Consider the following 25,160-nt stretch of genomic DNA (forward strand, 5'->3'; position numbering starts at 1 on the left):
ACATTAACGTGAGTAATTATTATTTCGAATCAGGTAATTTTGTAATGGAGCAGTTTGATACAGGAAAGCCTTTCTCTAGTTTCCTGCCAGGTCTTGCAGGTCTTAAGGGAATTCCAATGTGGACTTTTTATGTGAACCGGGGGCAAGCGATTTGCAGCTTTGGAGTACGCGACAAGAACTCGCCAATCATGGAATTTTCTCCAGCAAATATCTCTTATAAAGACGTAGGAACCACCGGCTTCCGAACCTTTATTAAAATAAAAGGCGAGCAAGAGATTTATGAGCCATTTCAATCGGCACGTCCAGATCCTGCCGCCAAGCGGATCATGACCATTTTGCCTAACGGACTGACCCTTGAAGAAAGCCATGCCGGGCATGGGCTGAAGACGACCGTACACTATTTCAATCTGCCTAATGACGATTATGCCGCGTTGGTACGTCGGGTGGAGATTGAGAATATCGGGGGCAAAGAGATTGAGCTGGAGCTGATGGATGGTCTGCCTGAGATCTTGCCTTACGGAGTAGAAAACAGCGGCTACAAGGAGATTGGTAACCTGCTGCGCAGCTGGATGGACGTATACAATCTGGAGAACGGTATTCCGTTCTATAAGCTGCGTTCCAGCACCAACGATAGCGCGCAGGTTAGCGAAATCACAAATGGGCATTTCTATCTGTCGTTTACTGGAGAAGGAGAAAAAGTCGCGCCAATCGTTGATTTCGAGCTTATTTTCGGCGGCAATACCTCTCTTACTTACCCAGACCGCTTTGCGGGATTAACGCTTTCGGAGCTGAGTGAGCTTCCACAATATCCAGTCAATAAGGTTCCTTGCGGCTTCAGTGGTGTGGCTAGACGTTTGGCACCCGGCAGCAGCTTGACCCTGAATACTTTGGTTGGGCATGTAAATGACATCGATAAAATCAATAAAAAGGCAGAGCAGTTATGCCGAGATGAATATATTCTGTCCAAATCCCAAGAAGCCGCAGGTCTGACAGAGGAATTAACAGAAGACATTGCCACGCACACTTCATCGGCTGTATTTGATGCTTATTGCCGTCAGTCCTATCTCGATAACTTCCTGCGTGGAGGCTATCCTTTTATTTTTGATAATGGCGGAGATGGCTTTGTGGTTCATTTATATTCCCGTAAACATGGCGATTTGGAGCGCGACTATAACTTCTTCTCGCTTGCCCCAGAATACTATTCACAGGGGAACGGAAACTTCCGCGATATGAATCAGAACCGCCGGAATGATGTGTTTTTTAATCCGAAGGTGGGCAGCTTCAACATCAAAATGTTCTATAGCTTAATTCAAGCAGATGGCTACAACCCACTTAGTGTTCAAGGAACAACCTTTGAAGTGAAGTCAGACAGCAGAGCGAAGGCTGCGGAATGGATCGGAGAAGCGGCTGCGGATCATCAAGCTGAGCTTGTTAAGCTATGCAACAGTCGGTTCACCCCAGGCAGCCTGATCAATTACATTGCGGATCATAACGTTACGTTGAAGGTTAGTGAGCAGGAGTTTCTGTCGGGTCTGCTAGCCCTGTCACAGCAAAACATTGAGGCTGCTTTTGGCGAAGGCTTCTGGTCTGATCACTGGACATATAATTTGGATCTCGTAGTAGGTTATTTGGACATCTTCCCTGACAAGAAGCAGGAGCTTTTATTTGGGGATAACACTTATGCGTTCTATGACAGCCCAGCATATGTGCTGCCACGTAGTGAGAAGTATGTAATTAGTGACGGAAAAGCCCGGCAATATGGCGCCCTCCTGGAGGATGAGGAGAAGCTGCATAAGCTGAAATGGAAAGCAGGAGATACCCATTGGCTGCGTGCCGAAGGTGGGCAAGGTGCTATTTACCACACCAATCTGTTCGTGAAGATGTTGTCTCTTGCTTTGAATAAATTTGCTACGCTTGACCCTTACGGCATGGGTGTGGAGATGGAAGGCAACAAGCCGGGCTGGAACGATGCCATGAACGGTCTGCCAGGATTGTTTGGCTCCGGAATGAGTGAGACTTTTGAGCTGAAGCGTACTGTAGTCTTTTTGCTGGATGTGCTGAACGGTGCTGAGAATGTACAGGGAGCTGTAAAGCTGCCAGAAGAAATCGCGGAGCTGCTTGAAGTGGTATATCACGCGGTAACTGCTGTCCTAGCAGGAGAAGTGGAACAATTCAACTATTGGGATACAGTAGCTTCAGCCCGTGAAGCTTATAGAGCAAGTATCCGGTTTGGCATTACTGGTGTTGAGTCCGCAGTAACGCTGGAGCACATCCGCGAAGCCCTTTCCAAGTTCCTAGTTAAAATTGATGAGGGGATCAACAAGGCGGTAGAAATGGGCAATGGACTTACCCCCACCTATTTCCGTTTTGAAGCGGAGAAATTCCATCAGGTAACAGATGCTGAGGGTCAGCCAGTAATTAGCGGATACGGACTGCCAAAAGCTGTGGTAGAGGAGTTTAAGGCTTATGCCTTGCCTTATTTCCTGGAAGGACCTACCCGCTGGTTGAAGACGATGAAGAACCCGGTGCAGGCAAAAGAAATCTATAATCTGATTAAGCAAACAGAGCTGTATGATCGGGCAACATCTATGTATCAGACCTCTGTTAGTCTAGAAGGTGAATCGCATGAAATCGGACGAATGAGAGCCTTTACACCAGGCTGGCTAGAACGGGAGTCTAACTTCCTGCACATGTCCTATAAGTATCTGCTTGAGCTGCTGAAGGGCGGGCTGTACGAGGAATTCTACGGTGAGCTGAAGACGTCGCTGGTGCCATTCCTTGATCCTGCTGTTTATGGACGCAGTACACTGGAGAATTCATCTTTTATCGCAACTGGAGGCAATCCTGATCCAAATAACCACGGTAGAGGGTTCGTAGCGAGACTTAGTGGATCGACCGCGGAATTCTTAAGCATGTGGAGAACAATGATGGCTGGAAGCCATGTTTTCAGATTGGAGGATGGAGCGCTTACGCTGTCTCTTGATCCGGTATTGCCAGGATGGCTATTTGATGAAGAGGGCAATCTGTCCTTCACTTTCCTTGGGAATACGGAGGTAATCTATTCTAACCCAAAACGTGAAAATACCTTTGGCGAGAAGAAGGTTAGCATTCAATCTTTGATGCTTGTATACCGTAATGGAACTATGACTAAAATATCTGGAGCGTTCGTGCGCGGTGAAGAGGCAGAGGCTCTGCGGCGTGGAGAAATCGCGCAAATTCAAGCAGTATTAGCATAAAAATAGAGGGGCGAGCTGCGGCTCGCCCTTAAATTTTCAATGAATCCGAAAAATGGAACCTATAATCCGAAATTCAAAGCCTTACGGAGACAGGCAAAAGCAAATACAATGGATACATAAACATTGTAAGCGCTTTAGATTAAATACAGATATAGAGCCTGGAGGTCCAAAGGATGGAGAACAAAAAAAGCATGGAAGTAAGCTCAGCGATGAAGCCGTTAATTCCTGGCAATTTCGAAACCGGTAAAGTAAATCGCAGTCCGCTTTGGAAGAGGTTCATTGCCCAGCGTCATTTGCAGACAATGGCTCTACTCGGCATTGCATGGATGATAATCTTTAACTACATTCCCATGTATGGAATTATCATTGCTTTCAAAGATTACAACATCGTTAAAACGATTGCAGAAGCCCCATGGGTGGGACTTACACATTTCAAAGAGTTCATGGATGATGACAATCTCTCGAATGTAATTAAAAATACACTCGGCATTAGCTTGTTTAAGCTAATTATCGGATTTCCCTTGCCGATAATCTTCGCTCTATTTCTGAACGAAGTTCGTTCAATGAAATTCAAGAAGACTATACAGACGATTTCGTATTTGCCCCACTTTCTCTCATGGGTGGTACTCGGAGGGATTTTGGCTACATGGCTTGCTGATGTAGGAATTATCAATAACATTTTGCTAGCGCTTCATCTTATTGATCAGCCAATTACATACTTGGCTGAGCCGGGTTACTTCTGGACAATTATTATCTCCTCTGATATCTGGAAAGAACTTGGATGGTCAGCGATTATCTATTTAGCAGCAATTTCCGGTGTATCTCCTGAAATGTACGAGGCGGCGACAATCGACGGCGCGGGCAGATTTCAGAAGATGTGGTATGTTACCTTGCCGGCGATTAAATCGACAATCAGCATTCTCTTCATTCTCGCGGTCAGCGGAGTGCTGAACTCCAACTTTGATCAGATTCTGGTCCTGCGCAACTCACTGAATGATAGTGCAAGTAATGTAATTGATTACTATGTGTACTATACAGGGATTCTCTCAGGCCGCTTCTCTTACTCAACTGCAGTTGGATTGTTAAAATCGGTTATCGCTCTAATCTTGCTGCTGATTGCCAACCAAGTATCTAAAAAAATCAACGATACATCGTTGTTCTAGGATAAGGAGGACCATATATGTTTGCACTTAAGCGTAAAACGAAGGGCGAGGCCCTGTTCGATATCATCAATAACCTCATCATGTTATGTATCTGCTTCATAACGCTTTACCCGATCTGGTACGTATTGGTTAACGCCTTCAATAACGGTAATGACGCCATGCGGGGAGGAATCTACTGGTGGCCGCGGATGTTCAGCTTTGAGAATTTCGAGGCCGTGTTTGCCAGCCCCGGCATCATGCAGGCGATGTGGGTTACTGTCGCCAAAACACTTTTGGGTACTGTACTGCATGTATTTTTCACAGCGATGGTAGCTTATGCATTCTCCAGAAAAAACCTCATTGGCGGTAAGTTCTACATGCTTATGGGTACAGTGACTCTCTTTTTTGGCGGGGGACTCATTCCTACCTTCCTGCTGATGAAGGACCTTCACCTATTGGAGAATTTCCTAGTCTATATTATTCCGGTTATGTTTAGCTTCTTTGATCTTATTATCTTCATGACCTTTTTCCGGGAGATTCCCGATGGGCTGGAAGAAGCGGCACGGATTGACGGTGCTAATGATTGGTCCATCTTTTTAAGAATCGTACTTCCAGTATCCATGCCTGTAATTGCTACCATTGCGCTGTTCCATGGCGTGTATCAGTGGAATGATTACTTCACGGGTATGATCTATATCAATAATACTGATCTGCAGCCGATTCAGACGTATTTGTTCCGGGTCGTCGCACAATCGAGCTCTAGTCAAATGATGGTCGCTGTACAAGGCAGCAGCGTTACGAGAAGCGTAACGTCACAGTCCATTAAGCTGGCGACGATGGTAGTGACCACCCTGCCGATAGTATTCGTGTATCCGTTCCTGCAGCGTTATTTCGTTAAAGGGATGATGATCGGCTCCATTAAGGGCTGATGTCTAGCAGTGATAACTCCTCCGGTTGCCTACAGCTGTAGGCACTGGGGTTGAGCTTATAATTAACATTCATAGAAAAGGGGTAAACAAGCATGGGCATGAAACGTAAGCCAAAAGCAATGGGAGTTCTGCTTCTCGCAATAATGATGTCATTGTCAGCCGCAGGCTGCTCCAGCGGAAATAATGCTGGCAAGAATGCCGAAGGTAATGCTAACAGCGCTAAAGCTACTAATACGGAGGCAAGTGCTGAACCGACTGCTGCTGCATTATCAGCAGATGAACCGGGATGGAAGATTGATACTTCACCCATTACATTTGACTGGTACCTGAACTTCTCATGGTTCCCTAATAAATGGGGCGTGGACCCAACCTCCCAATATGTAACTAAGAAGACCGGAGTTGATATTAATTTTATCGTTCCGGCTGGTAACGAGAATGAGAAGCTTAATACGCTGATTGCATCCGGTAAATTGCCTGATTTCATCACTTTGGGTTTCTGGGAAGATGCGATTAAGAAAATGGTCGAAGGTGAACTTGTTCTTCCATTGAACAAACTTGCTGATGAATATGATCCGTACTTCTTTAAAGTATCCGATGCTGATAAGCTGGGCTGGTATACACAAGAAGACGGCAATGTGTATGGCTATCCTAACTCTTCTTCCTCTCCTGCCGACTATGAGAAGTATGGAGAAAATTACGTATCCAACCAAGTATTCGCTGTCCGCAAGGATATGTATGAAGCTATTGGAAGTCCAGATATGCGCACACCAGAAGGTTTCTTGAATGCGCTTAAATTAGCGAAAGAGAAATTCCCTGACGTAAATGGACAGCCGCTTATTCCACTTGGTTTGCATGAATTTACCGAGAACGGTAACGATTCTTTGGAAGGTTACCTGCAGAACTTCTTGGCAATCCCAAGAGAAAAAGATGGCAAGGTATATGCTCGTGAAACCGATCCTGAATATATCCGCTGGATGAAGGCACTTCGTCAAGCGAATCAAGACGGTCTGCTGGCTAAAGATATCTTTATCGACAAACGCCCACAAATGGAAGAAAAAATTGCCCAAGGCCGTTATTTCGCAATGCTGTATCAACGTACAGACTTTGCAGCACAGCTAGGAACGATTTACCAACAGGATCCAACCAAAACGTATATTGCTGTTGACGGACCTTCCAATACGAACTTGGATAAACCAACCCTTGATGGCCCTGGTATCTCCGGTTGGACGGTAACGCTGATCTCCAAAGATGTTAAGGATAAAGCACGTGCTATCCGCTTCCTCAGCTACTTGAACAGTGAAGAAGGCAACAAAGACTTGTTCTTAGGCGAAAAAGGTGTCAGCTACGATACGATTGATGGAAAAGATCAATTTAAACCAGAAGTGTTTGATTTGATGAATAAAGACCGTTCGACGTTTGATAAGCAAATTGGATCTTCCTTTACATTCTGGATGCTGCAAAATACGAACATCACAGACCAATGGGCTCCTAAATCGGTAGAACCATTTAAGCAATTGGAAGATTGGACTAGAGGTAAATCCATAGGCTCCTCTGAGTTCCAACAAATCGAACCAACAGGAAACTCTCCTGAAGGCATCATCGCTTCGAAGCTGAAACAGTTGCGCGGTAAAACTATGCCGAAATTGCTCATGGCTTCTTCCGATGCGGAATTCGATAAGATTTGGAATGAGTATTTAGAGAAGAGAAAGAAGGAAGGCGAAGATGTATTTGATGCCTACCAACAAAAGAAATATGAAGAGAATAAAGTGAAGCTGTCCATAAAATAAAAAGCATGACCCAAAATGCCCGCTAACTGCGGGCTTTTGGGTTATTTTCGAATTATAATAAGGAATAGTTATTAAGTATTTGAATATTCACTATTTTAGCGAGGTGGACAGGACAGAAGTGTATAAAGTGAATAGGCGAGATCGAATCAGAGCATTATGGCATTCTTTTAGTTATTGGTGGGGGCGGAGATCTCTTCAGAGCCGTTTAATTGCAGCTTATGTTTTTATTGTTTTAGGCCCGTGTATGCTGGTTTCTGTCTATTCCTATAAAGCCATTAATAATACCTATCTCCGCGATGCCGTCGAGAAAAATGATTATTTGTCGCAAATGGAGAAGCTGCACATTCATAATCAGATTGAGGCGATGGAACGGGCGGCACAAATGGCTTATTCTGATGCTGAAGTAGAAAAATTCTTAGCGAATGAAACCGAGCCGCAGCTAGTAGATTTGGTTGATTTTAATACAAATGCCTATGTGAATATGACTCGTATTCAATTTAATAATCCGAATATTGAGCATTTACGGCTGTATTCGAGAAGCAATAAGGTGCATGAAATTTGGCCGATTATCTTTCGCGAAGAGCGAGTTTCTTCCACCCCATGGTTTCAGAAAGCGCTTCAATTGAAAGGGCAGGAATACTGGTCTTTTCAGAAAAGTGATCCGGATTTGATGCAGAGATACTTGGGAGCACCGACGGAGAGTCTGCCAAAGGTTTCTTTGCTGCGTGAGAAGAGTCGGCCAGCAGACAATCATATCGGCATGGTGCAGGTGGATATGCTGCTGAGTCGGTTTACACCCAAGACGTATACAGATGTACGGGATAATCAGACCCAGATGTTCCTTGTGGATAGTGAGCTGCAGCTTTTCACCAGGCCGGACAACTCTTTTTTGCAGGATAATCTAGAGATGGCTGATATGATTGCAGAACGGTATAAGCAGTTCCGGGAAACTGGCGAATGGGACAGTAATTACTCGGAGAATGGTAAATCGTTTTTGTTAATTAACACTCCGCTAGAACGAATTGATGCTTATTTGCTAAATGTAGTGTCAATGGAGGGAGTGATGAAGGATATCTCCCGCACGCGCAACTTAATCATTGGAGCCAATGTTGGTTTTATTACTTTACTAACGCTGATCGCTTATGTGACAAATGCCTTTATTCTAAAAAATCTACGTAGATTGACCGAAACGATGAAAAAAGTGCGCAGAGGTGAAGCGTACACTGGAATAATGATTCGTGGTGGAGGGGAAGTCGGGGAGCTTGCCCATCATTTCTCCAAGCTGATGAACACCATCAATACGTTGGTGGCTCAGGCAGTGAGCAAGCAGGCGTTGTCTAAAGAGGCAGAGCTGCGTACGCTGCATAACCAGATTGACGCACATTTTTTATATAATACGCTGGAAAATATAAAAATGCTGGCTGAAATTGAGAACCAGCGAACGATCTCGGACGCACTGACTTCGCTGGGTGGGATGATGCGCTATAATTTTAAATGGTCCGGAGAGTATGTGAAGCTGCGGGATGAAGTCCGCCATATCGAAAATTACATTGAAGTGATGAATATTCGTTTTGAATATCCGGTTAAGTTAGTGCTTCATATTGAACCTCGATATTTGGAGCTGGAGGTGCTGAAAATGTCACTGCAGCCTATTGTAGAGAACAGTGTTAAGCATGCTTGGTGCGACGGGAAAGAGAATTTACAGGACCCGAACATTCATATTCATATTTCGGAAACGGAAGGTGATATTTGCATAGAGCTTCGTGATAATGGCATCGGCTTAACTCCAGAGCGTTTGGTTGCTTTGAACGAGGCGATTTATGCGAAAGATGAGCGCTGTGAGAGTGCTTCAGAACAGAGGGATGTTGACCGCCGAACAGGTGGTATTGGACTGAGGAATGTACATCAGCGACTGCAAATCTTTTATGGTGATGAATATGGGCTTGTAGTACAGAGTGAAGCAGGGAGTTGGACGATGGTACGTCTGACCTTGCCGAAAGTTCTTTTGACAGGAGAAAAACAACTATGAAGAAGCTACTGATCATTGATGATGAAAAGAATATCCGTTACGGTCTCAAGACTATGATAGAAAGAGAATTTCCGTCCGTGTATACCATCACAATGGCGAGTAATGGCGCAGAGGGTTTCGATATATTTAAGATCGAAGGTGCAGATATTATTATTACAGATATACGTATGCCAGTGATGGATGGAATTACGCTGTTGGAGCAGATATCTAAGGTAACAAGTGGTGAGAAAAGCCCAGCAGTGCTGATCTTAAGCGGGTATGATGATTTCGAATATGCCAAAAGCGCGATTCGTTATCGCGTAAAGGATTACTTGCTGAAGCCGATTCGCCGAGATGAGTTGTTCGCAATTTTGAAGAATATCGATAAGGAACAGGAAGAACAGGATCTCAGCGCAAGGCAGCTGGAACAGGAAACGGAACACTTCCGCAGGGAACTGCGGTCTAGTCGTTTACGGGGACTGCTTATGCAGCAGGAGGTTCAGCTGGAGCGTGAGCAGCAAGAGTGGCTAAGTGATCTGCAAGCACCTTTTACAGTTGGTGTGTTGAATTACTATTACAATGACGGAACAAGAATGAAGTCGGGGGATGTTCAGGGACTGGCGGAACGATTGATCGGACCGCTTGAAAAGTTTTTCTCGGAAATCACAACGGATTGGGATGGCAAATTAGTCTTGATCGGGAGTAGAAAACAGGATTTTATGGAGCTGTCCAGACAAGCTGAAGCTAAGGAAATAAAGGGATTATCGATTGGGATTAGCAGCGAAGGAGGAAGTCTTGAGGACCTCCGTTCCTGTTATAAGGAAGCATGCCGGGCACTGCAATATACTTTTTTATATCCGCAAGTGAGTTTATTGGATTATGGGGATGTTGGCCAGGGACGGTCTAACTTTCCGTTACCTAAGGAGGAGCTTCGCAAGCTGCTCAATATGCTGGGAACAGAACGCGAGAAGGAGATGAAGCATCTTCTATCTGTGATTTTTCAAACTGAGCATTTGAAGGAACTGGACCTAGCTTATCTGGAGTCCGTGGGACAGAATGTAAACGAGCTGGTGTTGGATGAAGTGTTTCGGGTGCATGGCGAAGCCTCGGTAGAGGTATTGAAGCTGTATCGTACGGTAGGCAATATGTACAACTATCGTCATTTCCACGAATATTATCGTGCGCTGGAGAACTTACTCTTGAGTGTGAATGAATACATTGTAGGCGTAAGGTCCGCGCATACCGAGCATGCGGATATGGAAGAGGCACTGAGCTATATTGAAGCCAACTACGCCCGTCCACTGAATATGGCTATGGTCAGCAATCATGTATCCTTGAATTATTCTTATTTTAGCGAAGCCTTTAAGGCATATACCGGTGAGAATTTTGTTATCTATTTAAAAAAGGTCCGCATCCGTCATGCTAAAGAGCTATTGGCAAAAGGCTGCGGTAAGCTCGCAACAGTCTCAGAAGAGGTAGGCTTCGAGAACAGTAAACAATTTGCCCGTGTTTTTAAAGAGCTGGAGGGGATTTCCCCAGGTGATTATAGAGCGAAAATAGTATCCGAAGAGTGTTGAGGCTTTTGAAGATGCATTTAGAAGCGGCCCTCCTATATAATGGATTTGAGAAGATTCATTGGAGGAATGAAGGGTGGAAGAAATACAAGGCAATTTGATTACGGTTCAGACATTAGCAGCGGATTTTCGTCGACTGGGCGTTAAGGCGGGCATGACGATTTTATTGCATTCTTCTTTTAAATCGTTAGGCCAATGGGTAGCCGGGGGCCCGGTCGCTGTTATTTTGGCATTGGAGGAGGTCCTCGGAGAATCTGGCACGCTAGTAATGCCCACACATTCCAGTGACCTGACTGATCCCGCAGGCTGGAGCAACCCACCGGTGCCGGAGGCGTGGTGGCAGAGTATCCGCGAGCAGATGCCGGCTTATGATCCAGATCTGACCCAGCTTAGAGGAATGGGGGTTATTCCGGACTGCTTCCGTAAACAAAAAGGAGTAAAACGTAGTGACCATCCGATACATTCGTTTGCCGCTTGGGGCAAGCATAGAGATGAAATTATGTATGGTCATTCGCTTGAAATGGGCCTGGGGGAAGATTCTCCGCTGGCTCGTATTTACGATCTGGGCGGACATGTACTGTTGCTGGGTGTAGGCAATCTTAATAATACTTCCCTGCATCTTGCCGAATGCCGCGCATCTTATGCTGGCAAGAAGGAAACCCTTGGCGGGGCGCCCATTATGGTGGATGGAGTTAGACAGTGGGTTGAATTTAAGGAGCTGGATTGGGATTCTGACGATTTCGTTCAGCTGGCAGATCAGTTTGGACAAGAGACGGGACTTATTACATATGGACAGGTTGCTTCGGCAACCGCTCAATTGATTCCGCAACGGGAAATCGTTGATTATGCAGTGAACTGGATGGAACAGAACAGGAAGTAAAACTCATTGGATAGGGGAAACGGAAGGAGAAGCTGGCATGAGTACAACAACGATATTTTTAACCCGGCATGGTCAAACGGAATGGAACGTGCAGCATCGGATGCAGGGACATATGGATTCTGAACTGACGGCTCTTGGTGTGCAACAGGCAGAATGGCTGAGCCGGGGAATGCGCACTGAACAGCTGGATGTCATCTATGCAAGCCCCAGCCCAAGGGCGCTGCGCACAGCTGAGATTATTCGTGGAGAGCGGAGTACTCCGCTTAAGACCTCTGAGGCGTTCAAAGAGATTGGCATGGGTGTGTGGGAAGGCCGTGATTCTACTGAGCTGGAGAGCGAGTATTCGGAGCAGCATCGCAATTTCTGGCAAGACCCTGAGCAGTTTAAAGTGGAGGGCAGTGAGACCTTCGCAGAGGTGCAGGCACGGGCGCTGGGTAAGCTTCAGGAAATTCTCGTTAACCATCAAGGTGAGACCATTCTTATTGTCACACATACAGTAGTGATTAAGCTGTTAATGGCCTATTTTGAGGGCAGAGCGCTGCCTAAGCTCTGGGATCTGCCTTACATTTATCCGACCTGCTTATGCAGGGTTGATTTTACGGATGGTGTGCCGGAAATCCTGCTGCATGGGGATACGAGCCATTACGAAGAGAGTGAAGCTGGGATGGAATCATAACACTTCCTACAGATCAGGTTGGTTTATTAAAAAGGCGGTTCCTCGGGTGCATTACGCACTCGGGAAACCGCCTTTTTGTCTTCAGAGCTGGAGATCAGCTTTTGCTAGTTGATAAACTGGAGAGATTTCAATGTCTTCTCCAGCATCGTAACCGCTTCGGCACGAGTTGCCAGCTTCTGTGGAGCAAAGGAACCGTCTGTTGCTCCTTGGATAATTCCCTCAGCAGCGATTTCTGCTACTGCTGCTTGAGACCAAGCAGGAATGCTTGCTGCGTCACTGAATTTAGCCAGTGCCGCAGGATCGGCATTTAAGGTTTTACCTGTGTACTTGATGGCTTTCGCTAATACCGAGGCCATTTCCTGGCGAGTGATTGGGCTACCCGGCTTAAAGCTGCCATCGGTATAACCGGAAATCAAACCGGCTTCTGCTGCGGTGCGTATAGCATCAGCATACCAAGCACTTGAGTTTACATCTTTAAATGTGGTCTCACCATTACCTGTCGCAAGTCCCAGAGAACGCGTAATTAATGTGGCGAACTCAGCACGTGTGATCGACTGTGAAGGAGAGAACGTATCGTTGCTTGTTCCGCTGACAATTAGTTTGGTAGCTAATAGATCAATGGATGATTTAGCCCAGTGTCCGTTAATATCTGCGAACGTTTTGGAAGACTTAACAACGGTGTAGTAGCTGTTGCTGTTCCGTTTAATCGTAACGTCCGTTGTTCCATCTGTTTTAGGAACAAAGATAGCAGGCACGAAGGAGATCTTACCTGAAGCAGGATCGAAGACCACTGCCGTTGCGTTATTTGAATTTAAAGAAGTAGGTACATTGATCGTCCGATTAACATAAGTACTGCCGAAATTGTTCAGCGGCACACTCTTACTTCCGGCTTGCGCTGAAACGCTGAATTCGATTACTGGAGCAGCTAAAGTAGCATTACCTAGCTGTGATGCGATAGCTTGGTTTGTGCTGCTTAGTGTTCCCGAATTCGCTAGTAGAATAGATACCGTAATTGTAAAGTCGCTGGTGCCTAATTGAGCGGCAAGTGCTGCGCTGTTTACAACACGGAGTGGCAAGGAATAAGAAGCGCCATCAGTAGTAAAGGTGAGAACTGTGTTAGGCTGTGCTGCTGCTTGTTTTACAAGCACACTGCCTGGAAGTACTACTTGAGCGCCGCCTGTAGTAGCTTTAACCGGAATAACCAGCTCTTGACTACCCGCTGGCAGTTCAGCAAGTTGTTTGGTTAGATCAGCAGCATCAATTGTTGTTACTTGTGCTGAAGCAATTGGTGCTGCAGTTGGAGCAACAGTTGGTGATGGTGTAGCTGTAGCGGTAGGTACTGTTGGAGCCGATGTTGGTACTGATGTAGGCACTGAAGTTGGATCTGGTGTTGGTACTGGTGTTGGGTCTGGTGTCGGAGTTGGATTTGTCTCCGGCAGCGGTGCACCTTTTAGATCAACAATCCGGCCCTCAACGGCGGAAGTGTTCGCAGTGACCGTTCCAACCTTCTGCAGATACTTCGTAAATACATCAAAGTCCGGTAGGTACAGCAGATTCACGCGACCTTCTTTATAGGCCTTTTCAAGTGAAGTATAGAAATCTCCACCCTTAGCTGTGAAAGCATTCGTAGCTACTTCGTAGGATGCGTTCAGATCCAGAGGGACGTATTTATCCCCGTTTTTCACTTCAATACGCAGTACACGTTCGTTCACAGGTTTCGTAGAGTCGTAATAGAATTTCAACCCTGCAACGTGTGGGAAACGTCCGTCTGCTGCCGGCGTTTTGGAAACCCCGTTCTCCATGGCATCCTTAATTTCTTGTCCAGTCAAAGTGATCGTAACCAGATCGTTGTTGAATGGAAGTACGCCGAGTACTTCGCCTTGTGTGATCGGTCCTTCGTTGATGGATTCGCGAATACCGCCACCGTTTTGCAGGGCGATTACGGCATTAGTGCCCGCTTTTTGAGCTGCATAAAGCATGCCATCGGCAATCAGGTTACCAAGATTAGTTTCCTTTGTGCGCACATTATCGCGAACGCCGTTTAGAACAACCTCTGAATTTCCTACTACCTCATTGGTTAGTTCTTGAATACCCGGCTTATACTCCGTATCCAGGATCTTTTTGGCTTCTGGGTCCTCGGCGATAACGTAGTTAGTGCCGTTTTTAGCATCGATGGAGATTAATTGATCTTTCCAATCGGTCAGTACGCCATCTTGGTTAAATTTAACTTCAAGTTGTCCAAGGAAAAGACCTTTTTCACCGGTCTGTACAATAAGCTTCGGTGCGTTAGGATCGCTGTTATCAACAACGGCTTGATTCAGTTGCGTGTGGCTGTGCCCCCCAACGATAATATCAATGCCGTTAACAGCTTTGGCTAACTTGAGATCTTCTTCGTAGCCAAGGTGTGAGAGAACAATGATCTTGTTAACATTCTCTTTTTCAAGCATAGCGACCGTTGCTTCCGCTTTAGCGAAGGCATTCTCAAAGGTCACTTTACCTGGTGAAGCAATGTTCGCCGTGTCTTCTGTCGTCAGACCCATGATGCCGACCTGTTGGCCGTCTACTTCTTTGATCAGCGCAGGGTAGATGGTTCCAGCATTACCTGACCGGCCGATTTCATTGGTGAACATTTTGCTAAGAATATCATCCGCTGAGAAGTTCACGTTGGAGGAGACGAATGGGAACTTAGCGTTGCCGATGAATTTGGACAGTACATCTGAATCTTTATCAAACTCATGATTACCGAAAGTCATAGCATCATATTTGACCAGATTCATAAAGGCCAGATCTGCTTGACCCAGATACTTATTGAAGTAAAGCGTTCCGGAGAACACATCACCTGCGTCTACAAGAATAGGATTCTCTGTAGTCGCCTTGGCATCTTGGATTGCTGTTACACGGCGTAAGATGTTGTTTGGCGAGCTGACAGTATCTAATCCTGCATGTGTATCATTGGTGTGCAGAATGGTTAGTGGGAAGTCTTCAGCAGTATTAAAATCAATCTGTGCCAAAACCGCATCATGATCGGATACCCGGCCATTCGATGGTGAGAAGTCGGCATTTAGATGAACGACATCTACTTTAGAAGAAGCCGTTAGATTTTTACTGACAAGAATATGATCTAGCACTTGAGAGTTTCCGTCATAGGTGTACGTATACTGCTCATTTAAAGGCAATGTATCGATCAAATTGTCTAGTTCTGTACCTTTTAAGAGGGTTGCAGTTTTAGTGAATTGGAAGTCATTCAAATCACCAAGAGCTACGATGTTGGCTTTAGGATTTGCAGTCAGAACCTCTTTGACAAATCCGTTTACGACCGCCGCGATTTTATGGCGTTGTGTTTCACTGGACAATACAGGGGGCTGAACGTTTCCGAAAGGACCGGTATCGCCGCCTTTTGAATTGAAATGGTTAGCGATCACAATTACTGTTTCGCCACCGAATACGAACTGTGCAGCAAGGGGTTTACGTGAACTTGCAAAGGCAGAGTTTGTTGGATCAATTCGGCCCGGATTGTAGGTCAATTGATCTGCCGCTGCATTATATCCAACGGGTTGTGTAGCTGTACCTTTTTGTCCGCTCACACTGTCTGCAAGCTGTACTCTTGCTGGATTGTACAGGAATCCTACGCGAATGTTTCCGCCTGGGGCACCGCCATCCATATTGTTCTCCGGAGCGATGTCTGTGTATTTATATACGGGACCGCCAGCGGTTTCAATGGCTTTAATCAGTTCGGCTGCACTTGCTTCAGTGATTCCATTATTGGTTTCACCATTGCTGTCCTGCATTTCGACAACGCCGATAATGTCAGGTTTTTTCATATTGTTTGTGATGGAGTCGGCTAGTTTCTGGATTTTTGTTGCTCCGACACCGGGGTAGAAGTTTTCAATGTTATACGATGCAATCAACAACTTACTATCATTGACTTCAAGAGTAGTTGTTTCTTGCTTAAAGGTACTTGGAGTGATGGCTGGAAGCTTACCGTTTTCCGGAATCACTTTGAAGTTACCGTTGTTGTATCCGATGACACCAGTAACATCTCCAGCGAACTTATCTCCGGTGATGACTTCTTGCCCCGGATTTCCGTAAGCGATGATGAGGCGCTGAGGATTGTATTGGTTGTATTCTTTGAGAACTAATCCACCAGCTGGTGTGATGACATCAGGTGTATCATTTTCTACTCTTGTAGGGATGTTATAGAGCATAGAATTTCCGCTACCACTTGTCCAATAAGGACTGATAATCGTAGGGGTAGGGAGCTTGACTAGCATACCTTCTAACGATTCGTAGAAATCAATTGCATCTTCATTAGGCTCAAAATTAGCCATGCCGTCATTGTCAATTATGGTAGACGGAATTGCTCTCCCGCCTTTACCAAGTACAACAGGCACCGGCACAGTATAACTTGAAGAGGAGTCCACTTTTATTGAAGTCATAGTAATTTGAGTAGAGGTTAAATTACTTGCGTTACCTTCGTTGTATTCGGAAATAGCTCCACTAACTTGGACTAAATCTCCAATTTGAGGTTTAAGGGATGAATTAGTGCTGTATACAAAAATACCTTCCGAAGTGTTTACATTATCGTCTGGCTGAGGATCTTGCATAAAGAAACCTCTATAAGCGCCAGTTGCAAAGGTGTACCCGTATTGGGTAACGATGCCTTCTACATCAGAAACGTTCTGACCTGTATACTCAGAAGCATGAGATTCTCCTTGAATATCATGTATACGAGGGAGTTCAGACGCTTTATAAGCAAAGGTATAAACCTTACTTGTCTTGCCATCTGCTACGACAATTGCATTGACGGTAAGATCTTGATTAACTGTAATCGGATCTGAATAAAGTTTACTTGCTGTTGTTGGTTCAGTTCCGTTGGTCGTGTAGTAAATCTGTGCTCCAAGAGTAGGGCTGGAAAGGGTCACAGAACTTCCTTTGATGATGCGACCTGCGCCAGGGCTGGCCATAACGGAAAAAGTTTCTTCCACCAAAGCATTTTCGTTAAGTGGAATGAATTGATAAGTCGTATTATATTGCTCGATAACCCCAGTGATATTGTCAAAGGTTTTACCCTTAACTAGTTTAGGCAGGGTTGAAAAAATTGTGAATTGTTGTCCACCTTGGCTAGCAGTCACCGTGCTGCCATTTACATTGTCTATGGTCACATTATTCATAGTTACCAGCTGAGCTTCGTGGCTTTCGCCGTTCGCGGCAGACAAGTCAGTTGCGGCGATCAATTTTGGTGCAGGCACCCCAACATTTTGTGCAGCTACATTGTATTGAAGTCCACTTTGGAATTTGATTTCTTGCAGATTGCTGTAGATATCCATTGTGCCGCTTACTTCAACACGATCTCCAACGTTTGCGAACTCTGGAAATCCATAAAGTACGATCCCGCCAGATTCATCCTGAATATACATTTTTGCTGCATTAATGTGAGTTACGATACCTTCTGTTAAAATATTCTGACCTTTACTAGCAAGGCGTGCTGTTGCAACATCTGTTTTGGCCAGAATGGTGTAATCAAAAGTCGATACAGGGCTGTCTGGCATATTTGGTTCTGAAGCATACGCTTTAATCGTAGTGTCCTCAGTTAAGGTAATAGGCCCTGTGTAAGGTTGAAAATTAGTTGAACCACCTGATCCATAAACAGCTGCATAGACGGATGCTCCAACCGTTGGAGAATTTAAAGATATTTCTGTGCCTACCGGCCAGGCATTAGAGGCTGGTGAAGCTAATACGGAACTAGCAGTCTCCGGTAATTCAGGTAATGTACCGTAGCTGCTGTTTCGTGGACTTGGTGCTTGGACAACAAAATCCGTAGAGTTGTTATCCGTATCTAGACCGCGGCTGTCTACCGGTGCATCAGCCGCAGCTTTACGGATAGCGGCTGTCGTATTGGAGAGAGCAGCGGTCGCAATTCCCTCGACATTTGTGGCTGTTCCGTAGCCAACTAAATCAATCGTTGTACCTGATTTATCAACGAGGTCGACTTTGCCATTTGTACCACTCATAGCAAGGATTCCCTTGCTAACATCAGGAGCAGGCAAGTCGCTAGTTCCTCCAGCTCCAGCGGCCTCCTCAATAAGGAAGTATCCATTTGCCGGGATAGTTCCATTTAAGTCTGTTCCACTACTAAAGGTTCCGGCCGCTGAGGTATACCGAACTTTCCATCCAGTCAAATCTACTGGATGATTCGTAGGATTGTATAATTCAATAAAATCATTTTTAAACTCCGCTCCGCCGTTTCCACCACCACCATAGACCTGCGAGATAACAATGTTGCTATTATCCGGTGCTGCCTCGGCAGTCTGGACAGCTGGTAACACACTGCCGGCAACCATTAACATTGCCAGTCCAGTAGCGAACCATTTTCTTACTCTTGAAGAAATAATCATTTGGATAAGTCATTCTCCCCTCGAATCTTTTATTTACAACCTATTAAATCTTAGCATTCAAATGTAAAATGAAAGGTTGTCTTACATGAATATAAATTAAAGTTTGCATCAATTAAATCTAAAAATTGAAATGTTGTGATTTTAGTATAAAAACAGTGCTTAAATACAATATTAATAATAAATCTAGTATTTTTATGGTTAATAGAGCACCAACATGTTAATTGCATGTTATGTATATTGTTGAATTCAGTATGGATTACGACAAATTTATTCTAGAGTTTTGTTAATTTTTACATAGGGAAAACAATAGAGATTAAAATTATATTGAATGTATCGGAACAAAAATAATGCCCCTCCAGCTTCTTATCGAGAAGTGGAAGGGCATTATTAATTTAAAATCTATTTGGACAACACAGTATTACTGGTGCGGAAGCTCAAGCCGTTCAATTCCATCCATATATTTACGCAGTGCCTGCGGAATGTAAATGGATCCATCCTCCAGTTGATGATTCTCCAGCAGCGGAATTAGGATCCTTGGTGTAGCCACTGCGGTGTTATTTAAGGTGTGGCAGTATTGCAGCTTACCGTCTGTATCCCGGTAACGAATGCCCGAGCGACGAGCCTGGAAATCGAGCAGGTTGGAAGCCGAGTGTGTCTCTCCGTAGGCATCTCTGCTTGGCATCCAAGTCTCGATGTCATACTGCTTATGTGTCTTCAGGGACATATCTCCTGTGCAGACAGCCATGATCCGATAGGGGAGTTCCAAGAGCTGTAGAATATGCTCTGCATTCGCAAGAATTTCCTGCAGCATGCCCTCCGATACGCCCTCATCATTCCGACATACGATAACTTGTTCAATTTTTGAGAATTGATGAACACGGTACAGGCCACGCACGTCCCGTCCCGCCGATCCTACCTCACGGCGGAAGCAGGCCGACATTCCGGCGAGCCGCATTGGCGAATCCAGTTCGACAATCTCATCGCTATACAGCGAAACAAGCGACACCTCCGATGTGCCTACCAGCCAGCGATTGTCTCCATTTAGCTCATAGGTCTGATCCATCCCGCCGGGGAAGAAGCCCGTACGTTCCAGCGCTTCCGGACGGACAATCACGGGAACATCCATCACCGTGAAGCCGCGGGCAGTCAGTACATCAATGGCCAGCCGCTGTACAGCGAGATGTAACAACAAGCCTGCACCCTTCAGCACATAGCTGCGTGGGCCGCCTGCTTTGACACCACGGGGGATATCGATGATATCGTGGAGCTCGCCTAGCTCCACATGATCACGCGGTGTAAAGCCGAATTCCGGCAACGTTCCGGTTCGTCGTAGTTCTACATTATCTTTATCATCATGACCGATCGGTGTATCCTGCGATACAGGGTTTGGTGCGAGCAGCATGAGTTCTCCACAGCGCCGGTCTGCTTCAGTTAGATCTGCCTCATAGAGATTCAGGCGGTTGTTCAGTTCTCTTACTTGTTCTTTAACTGCTTCTCCTGCCACGCTGTCACCCTGTCGTAAAAGTCGTTCAACCTCTTTGGTCAGGCCGTTACGCTGGGCTCTCAACTGTTCCGTATCTTGGCGCAATTCGCGCCGTTTCTCATCCCATTCCAGCAGTTCATCCAGTGGGAAGTCGACTCTTTTCCAAGCCGTAATGTTTCTTACAAGTTCCTGATTGTCTTTGATCCAGTTCATATCCAGCATACCGTTTCGCTCCTTTTTGGTTAAAAAAACGCAAAAAACGCCCTCATCCATGGGACGAGGAGCGTCAGCTCGCGGTGCCACCCAGGTTGATCGAATCTCCTTAACTGCAGGAACAATCCGACCCTCTTTGGTCTTCGCGGTAACGGGCGAAACCCGGTGAACTTAGGGAGTTGTTGTAGACTCCGGTCGCAGACGCCTCACGGTTGGATGCCGATCATTGGCCTGATTGTTGGATTTAATATTGTTGCTTAGTATAACTTAAGAGCGGGAGGAGCGCAAGTGGTTATGGTTTGACAAAAATATCAATTCTACGTTAGGATTAGTATTAATTTAAAGTAATTTTGTCGGGATAATAAATAAAGCAGTGTGAGCTGCTTAAGTGGGATGGAAGAGGTGGAAAAGTGGCTAAAATTGTTGTGATTAACGGAACGCCTTCCCTGGTATCGCGTATCAATGCAGCTATAGAATATGCGGAGGCCAGCTTAACCAATCAGGGCTTCGAGGTTGAGCGTATTAACGTAGCAGAACTACCCGCGGAGGATTTGATTCACACTAAGTTTGAAAGTGAGTCTATCGTCAAAGCCAATGGCCTTGTAGCGGAAGCTGATGCGGTAATCGTGGTTAGCCCGGTTTATAAAGCTTCTTATACAGGTGTGCTGAAGACCTTTTTAGATCTGGTTCCACAAAAGGGATTGGCCGGAAAAGTTGTACTCCCGCTGTTCATGGGCGGCAGTCTTGCACATCTGCTCACAATTGATTACGCATTGAAACCTGTGTTGTCCGTACTGGGCGCACGTTACATTCTTGGCGGCGTTTATGCCGTGGATTCTCAAGTGGTTCGTAATGATCACGGAGTGGTAGAGCTTGCTGAGGAGCTGAAGCTGCGCCTGAACGATGCATTAGATGAGCTTGCTGAAGAAACTACACATCGTGTGGAACGCAAGGCATAAGACTAAGTAGCAAGCCTTCTGTGCTTAGTGCTAATAACAAATGTATAAGCGTCTCTTTCATACCTGATACCAGGGGAGAGGGGCGCTTTTTGCATTATATAAGCTATAGCAAAAAGGCCATCTCACTAAGAAAGTAGAGAATGGCCTCTTTTTTATATAGGGATTGTATATATCCGGTCTTACAAATCGTCGAATCCGTTATCGTCGCCAACCTTACCATAGTTGCGGGACTTGGCTTCGAAGAAGTCAGTTTTGGTAGCATTAAGCGCATCATCGGAGAATGGTTTGATCCAAGGCATACAGTTAACGTCAACACCTTGGTAAGCTTTTTCCATACCCATCAAAGTCAGACGTTTGTTCGCTGTATATTTGATGTAGTCGCTAAGCTCGTTAAGATCAATGCCACGCACGTTAGTAAGTGTGTAGTAAGCCCAGTTGGTTTCGAGCTCTACCGCGCGGTCGATGGTACGGTATACGTAATCCATGTTTTCTTTGGTGTTTAGCTCAGGGAAGTCTACGAGCAGCTGCTTAAATACTTCTGCGAAGAAGTAGCAGTGCTGATTCTCGTCACGTTGAATATAAGAGATCATTTGGCTGGTCGCCATCATCTTCTGGTCACGGGCCAGATTGTAGAAGAAGGCGAAAGTGCTGTAGAAGAAAATCCCTTCCAAGATGAGATCTGCTACCAGCGCATGGAAAAAGGTCTGTCTCGTAGGGTTATCACGGAACTCTTGATAAATATCAGAGATAAACTGATTGCGTTCCAGCAGGACAGGGTCTTTTTTCCAATATTCAAAAATTTCCTTCTGCTCACTCTCCGACACGATAGAGGATAGAACATAGGAATAGGATTGGTTATGCACCACTTCTTGCTGCCCGATAATAGCGGAGATAGCTTCCAAAGAGGAATCGGTGAAATAACGCTTCACGTCGCTCACGAACATCGTCTGCATCGAATCCAGCACAGCGAGTAAGGAGATATTAATCTTAAATACGCGTTGTTCCTCGGCATCCAGCATCGGGAATTGTTGCGCATCCTTGGACATTGGAATTTCATCCGCGATCCAGTGGTTAAGAAGCAACACCTTATACAGCTTGTACATATGAGGCATGCGAATATCGTTCCAGTTCAGAATACCTGAGCATTCACCGTCGATAATGCGTGTGGATTGGTTAGGTGCTTCAGTATTAAAAATCTTTTGTAGTTGCATTTATTTTCCCTCCATTTTTTGCGCGGGTAATCTTTCTTTGGTGTCTTGTTCATAGAAAGACGGTGATGGAGTAACGGAGAGGAAGTTTGGAGCTGTAGGAGCGTCAGCGTTCGCCCGAAAGCTTTCCGTAGGAAAGCTCGCATCGAAAGCATATGCTGTCATCGGATGTCATCCGCTAATAGCGGTAAAGATCAAGACATCTGATGACAACAGCGGCCGGAAGCCCAAACATTCCTCGCAGTTACGAAATTCATCATCGTTTTTCTATTCAGGGCACTAAGATAATTAGCTAGCGCAAGATTCACACTCTTCTATAGTCAAAGCACGGCTACGCACATAATAAGTTGATTTCAAGCCGCCCTTCCAGGCATTCAGATGCAGTTCCAGGAACTCGGTAGCCTTGATGTCAGGACGAACATACAGGTTAAAGCTTTGGCCTTGATCGACGTGACGCTGGCGAGCAGAAGCCATGCGGATCGACCAGTTTTGGTCAATTGTAAATGCTGTCTTATAGTACCAGATCGTTTTGTCGGACAGATCCGGTGCTGGGTTAGCGATCTTATAAGTTGTTTTCTCTTCATAGGATAGCAGTTCATACAGCGGATCAATGCTGGCGGTGGAGCCGGCAATAATCGATGTAGATCCATTTGGCGCAATGGCGAACATCCAAGCGTTACGCACGCCGTCCTTAGCTACTTCTTCTTGCAGCTCGCGCCATTGCTCAGTCGTTACATATTTACCTTCTTGCTCACCGCTAACATACCCGCGGGAAGTGAAGTATGCGCCAGTCTCCCAATCGGAGCCAGCAAATTTCGGATAACGGCCTTTTTCACGGGCGAGCTCCATGCTCGAACGAACCAACAGGTAGTTGATATGTTCATATAAATGATTGTTATATTCTACGGCTTCATCGGATTCCCAACGAATGCCCTTGAGTGCCAATAGATGATGCAGGCCGAATGTGCCAAGACCTACTGCGCGGTACTGGCTGTTCGTGTATTGTGCCTGCAGAACTTCAATATTATTAATGTCGATTACGTTATCAAGCATACGGACTTGGATCGGAACAAGTCTTTCTAATACGCCAGCTGGAATCGCCCGTGCCAAGTGAATCGAATTCAGGTTACAGACTACGAAGTCGCCAGGGATTTTGGAAATAACGATCCGGGTCTGGCCATCTTTAGTTACTAATTCTTCTTGTTCAATTACTGTTGCAGACTGATTCTGCATAATTTCTGTGCACAGGTTGGAGGAGAAAACCATACCTTGATGACGGTTTGGGTTGGTCCGGTTCACGGTATCACGGTAGAACATGTACGGTGTACCCGTCTCTAGCTGTGATTTCATAATCCGTTTCATGATGTCGATCGCAGGAACAGTGATCCGGGATAATTCCAGGTTCGCTGTAGCTTCAGCATATTTTTCACGGAAAGTACCTTTGCCAAGCTCTTCATCGTAGAAATCTTCCAATCCTAGTGGACGGCCATTTTTATCAGTCCAGCCCATGACCTTTTTCACTTCATGAGGGCAGAAGAGGTTCCAGTGGCTGCGCGATTCTACAGCTTCCATGAACAGGTCAGGCAGGGAGACCCCGTGGAACACGTCATGTGCACGCATACGCTCGTCACCGTTGTTCAGCTTAAGATCAAGGAAAGCGAGAATATCTTTATGGAATACATCAAGATAAACAGCTACAGCACCCTTACGTGTGCCCAGCTGGTCTACGCTGACTGCTGTATTGTTCAACTGGCGAATCCAAGGGATTACGCCGGAGCTTGTGTTCTTGTGGCCACGGATATCCGAACCACGTGCCCGTACTTTTCCAAGGTAAACGCCGATGCCGCCACCCATTTTGCTTAGACGTGCTACGTCTGTATTGGAGTCAAAGATACCCTCTAGGGAATCGTCTACAGTATCAATAAAGCAGCTGGATAGCTGTCCAGCGACCTTTTTGCCGGCATTAGACATTGTAGGTGTAGCAGCAGTCATGTAGATGTTGCTCATAGCCCAATAAGCTTCTTTTACAAGCTCAAGACGTTTCTCAGCTGGCTCACGGTGCATCAGGTACATGGCAATAATCATATAACGTTCTTGTGGAAGCTCCATCACACGGCCGTCAAAATCATGCGCCAAATAACGGTCGGATAGCGTAAGCAGACCGATATAGTCAAACAAAAGGTCGCGTGTATAATCGATACACCCACCTAGTTCGATAATTTGTTCTTTGGTGTAATGACTTAGAAGTTCTTCGCGATAGATTCCTTTTTTCACGAGATCCGTAATTAGTGGATACAATTCACCGTAAGGCTCTTCTGGATAAGCTTTGTAGCGGCGATGAACAGCAGCTTTTTTATAAAGGGTTGTCAGAAGGGCGCGGGCAGCTGCGAACTTCCAGGTAGGCTCTTCTTTTGTTACAAGCTCTAGAGCGCTCATGGTGAAGGCGTTGCTGATTTCTTCTCCGCTTACCGAGTCACGACGCAGTTTGGAATTCACTCCACGCAGCAAAGTTTCTTTATTTAGTTGATCGAGACCTTCCAGAATACGGTCAGCGTAGACGGAAAGACGGTTCTCATCAAAAGCCAGTTGGCGATTATCCGGTTTTACTACGAATTGCGGCATGGTTAGTTCATCCCTTCTTATTTCAAATTAATTTTCAATATCAAAAAT

The 25,160-nt window shown here is 45.6% G+C and carries 13 protein-coding genes; 9 read left to right on the plus strand and 4 right to left on the minus strand.

Translation table 11 applies throughout. The features are described from left to right. Positions 1-8 precede the first annotated feature (8 nt). From NYE72_RS02315 to NYE72_RS02350, 8 genes are all read left to right on the plus strand, one after another. On the plus strand, positions 9-3,236 hold the full coding sequence (locus NYE72_RS02315; RefSeq protein ID WP_339211232.1) for a cellobiose phosphorylase: 3,228 nt from the start codon (positions 9-11) through the stop codon (positions 3,234-3,236). Positions 3,237-3,445: 209 nt separating this feature from the next. Then, positions 3,446-4,399 carry an ABC transporter permease subunit gene (locus tag NYE72_RS02320; protein WP_051491255.1) on the plus strand — a complete coding sequence of 318 codons (954 nt, stop codon included), beginning with the start codon at positions 3,446-3,448 and terminating at the stop codon, positions 4,397-4,399. Positions 4,400-4,416: 17 nt separating this feature from the next. Next, a complete protein-coding gene (locus NYE72_RS02325) occupies positions 4,417-5,307 on the plus strand; it encodes a carbohydrate ABC transporter permease (protein ID WP_036682603.1) in 891 nt (296 codons plus the stop codon). Between the two features lie 92 nt (positions 5,308-5,399). Further along, positions 5,400-7,094 carry an extracellular solute-binding protein gene (locus tag NYE72_RS02330; RefSeq protein WP_036682600.1) on the plus strand — a complete coding sequence of 565 codons (1,695 nt, stop codon included), beginning with the start codon at positions 5,400-5,402 and terminating at the stop codon, positions 7,092-7,094. 118 nt (positions 7,095-7,212) lie between these two features. Then, positions 7,213-9,123: a sensor histidine kinase gene (locus tag NYE72_RS02335; protein WP_081384018.1), complete on the plus strand. Its 1,911-nt coding sequence runs from the start codon at positions 7,213-7,215 to the stop codon at positions 9,121-9,123. Beyond that, positions 9,120-10,679 (plus strand): response regulator, encoded by a 1,560-nt coding sequence (locus NYE72_RS02340; protein ID WP_339211234.1) that lies wholly within the window; start codon positions 9,120-9,122, stop codon positions 10,677-10,679. Before NYE72_RS02335 ends, NYE72_RS02340 begins: the two co-directional genes overlap by 4 nt. Positions 10,680-10,752: 73 nt before the next feature. Continuing rightward, on the plus strand, positions 10,753-11,556 hold the full coding sequence (locus NYE72_RS02345) for an AAC(3) family N-acetyltransferase (protein ID WP_036682594.1): 804 nt from the start codon (positions 10,753-10,755) through the stop codon (positions 11,554-11,556). Between the two features lie 37 nt (positions 11,557-11,593). After that, positions 11,594-12,232 carry a histidine phosphatase family protein gene (locus tag NYE72_RS02350; RefSeq protein ID WP_076103855.1) on the plus strand — a complete coding sequence of 213 codons (639 nt, stop codon included), beginning with the start codon at positions 11,594-11,596 and terminating at the stop codon, positions 12,230-12,232. Between the two features lie 104 nt (positions 12,233-12,336). On the opposite strand, the gene NYE72_RS02355 is transcribed toward NYE72_RS02350, so the two are convergent. Further along, positions 12,337-18,627 carry a 5'-nucleotidase C-terminal domain-containing protein gene (locus tag NYE72_RS02355; RefSeq protein WP_339211237.1) on the minus strand — a complete coding sequence of 2,097 codons (6,291 nt, stop codon included), beginning with the start codon at positions 18,625-18,627 and terminating at the stop codon, positions 12,337-12,339. 418 nt (positions 18,628-19,045) lie between these two features. Then, positions 19,046-20,332, minus strand: coding sequence for a serine--tRNA ligase (gene serS, locus NYE72_RS02360; protein WP_036682588.1), 1,287 nt, complete (start codon positions 20,330-20,332; stop codon positions 19,046-19,048). A gap of 401 nt (positions 20,333-20,733) precedes the next feature. Here serS and ssuE point away from each other — a divergent pair, with 401 nt between their 5' ends. Continuing rightward, positions 20,734-21,282, plus strand: a complete 549-nt coding sequence (gene ssuE / locus NYE72_RS02365) for an NADPH-dependent FMN reductase (RefSeq protein ID WP_036682586.1) — start codon at positions 20,734-20,736, stop codon at positions 21,280-21,282. Positions 21,283-21,461: 179 nt separating this feature from the next. Here ssuE and NYE72_RS02370 read toward each other — a convergent pair whose 3' ends face one another. Beyond that, positions 21,462-22,493, minus strand: coding sequence for a ribonucleotide-diphosphate reductase subunit beta (locus NYE72_RS02370; protein ID WP_036682584.1), 1,032 nt, complete (start codon positions 22,491-22,493; stop codon positions 21,462-21,464). A 285-nt stretch (positions 22,494-22,778) separates the two neighbouring features. After that, the gene (locus NYE72_RS02375; RefSeq protein WP_036682582.1) at positions 22,779-25,112 is read right to left on the minus strand and encodes a ribonucleoside-diphosphate reductase subunit alpha; all 2,334 of its coding nucleotides are present in this window, start codon (positions 25,110-25,112) and stop codon (positions 22,779-22,781) included. Positions 25,113-25,160: the final 48 nt, after the last annotated feature.

The sequence above is a fragment of the Paenibacillus sp. FSL L8-0333 genome (assembly GCF_037965665.1).
Classification (GTDB): domain Bacteria; phylum Bacillota; class Bacilli; order Paenibacillales; family Paenibacillaceae; genus Paenibacillus_AQ; species Paenibacillus_AQ odorifer.